At 59.5% G+C, this 1,507-nt stretch carries 1 pseudogene; it reads left to right on the top strand.

From position 1 onward, the window contains the following. Nucleotides 1–137: 137 nt before the first annotated feature. A pseudogene (locus M727_RS38760) lies at nucleotides 138–1,165 on the top strand (IS110 family transposase). Nucleotides 1,166–1,507: the final 342 nt, after the last annotated feature.

Consider the following 1,507-nt stretch of genomic DNA (forward strand, 5'->3'; position numbering starts at 1 on the left):
TCGGCAAGCTGGCGCTGATCAAGCAGCAGCGCTATGCGCACGCCAAGCAGATGGGGTGGATGCCAGCCTTCTCCGACGGCATCGCAATGTGCCAAAGTTCGTGGTGCTAAAGCCACGCAAAGGAGAGGAAAGCATCCATGGAAGAAGTTACCATCATTGGAGTCGATCTGGCAAAGAACGTCTTCCAACTGCACGGGGCGGCAGCCGATGGGATCTGTTGTGTTCCGCAAGAAGCTGACGCGCGTGCAGTTCCGTACGTTCATGACGGATCATCCAGCCTGTGTTGTGGCGATGGAGGCTTGTGGCAGCGCCCACTACTGGGCTCGCGAGATGGCCGGGCTTGGCCATCAGCCGAAACTGCTCGCCCCTGGCTATGTCAAACCGTTCATCAAGCGGCATAAGAATGACGCAGCGAATGCGGAGGCGATCGTCGAGGCAGCACAACGGCCGACGATGCGCTTTGTCGAACCGAAGAGCGAGGAACAGTAGTGCCGCGCCATCGTGTTTCGCACCCGGGAACAGTTGGTCAATCAGCGCACCGAACTGGTCAACGCATTGCGCGCGCACCTTTATGAGTTCGGATATGTTGCTCCGCAAGGCATCGGCCACGTGCGACGTCTGGCAGAGGTCATCGAGGACCAGAACGCGAAATTGCCGGATCTGGTCCGCGAGATCTGCGACGATTTGCTGGACCGGATCGCCCACCTGACTGGCCAGATCGAGGCACTGAATAAGACGATCAGCGCGCTGTCCAAGGAAGCGGAAAGATCGCGACGTTTGCAGACCATGCCCGGTGTCGGGCCGATCGCCGCCCTTGCGATCGAAACCTTTGCGCCGTCGATGGAGACCTTCAAGTGTGGCCGCGACTTCTCCGCCTGGCTCGGGCTGGTCCCGCTGCAGAAGTCCACCGGGGGCAAGCAACGATTGGGGAAGAGCTCGAAGATGGGTCAACGCGATATTCGACGATTGCTCATCCTCGGTGCCATGGCCGTGGTGCAATGGGCATCCCGGAAGAGTGCGCCCGAGGGCTCATGGCTTGCCCGCATGATGGCGAAGAAGCCACGCATGCTGGTGGCAATTGCGCTGGCCAACAAGATGGCGCGGAATCTGGGCGATGCTAACGAAACAAGAGGATTACCGGAATCCGGCGATGGTGCCTGCATGAACACTCGTCCGCGCACCTGAAGCCGGTACGTCGGAGATGTGACGAAGGCCAAGAACCGCATGGGCAAATGATCGATCAGATCGGGGTCAGGAAAACCAGTGTTTGAACGGGAGCTGCATGAGCTCGCCAAGCAGATTTGGACCTGATCCGCGCATCACCATACCGGCCCGCGGCATGTGAATTGCCGCACCTGAGACAGGCCTGACACAAGCCCGCACTCGATCACACGCCCAAAAGTTCAATGCTCTCCTTGCAAAACGGCTGGCATCCACACAAGTTCAAGCGGGCCAACAAGGCGCTGCGCAGGCTCAAGACCTATCTCGGCCGGACCGTTCGCGACAT

Source organism: Mesorhizobium sp. WSM2561 (assembly GCF_000513915.1).
Classification (GTDB): domain Bacteria; phylum Pseudomonadota; class Alphaproteobacteria; order Rhizobiales; family Rhizobiaceae; genus Mesorhizobium; species Mesorhizobium muleiense.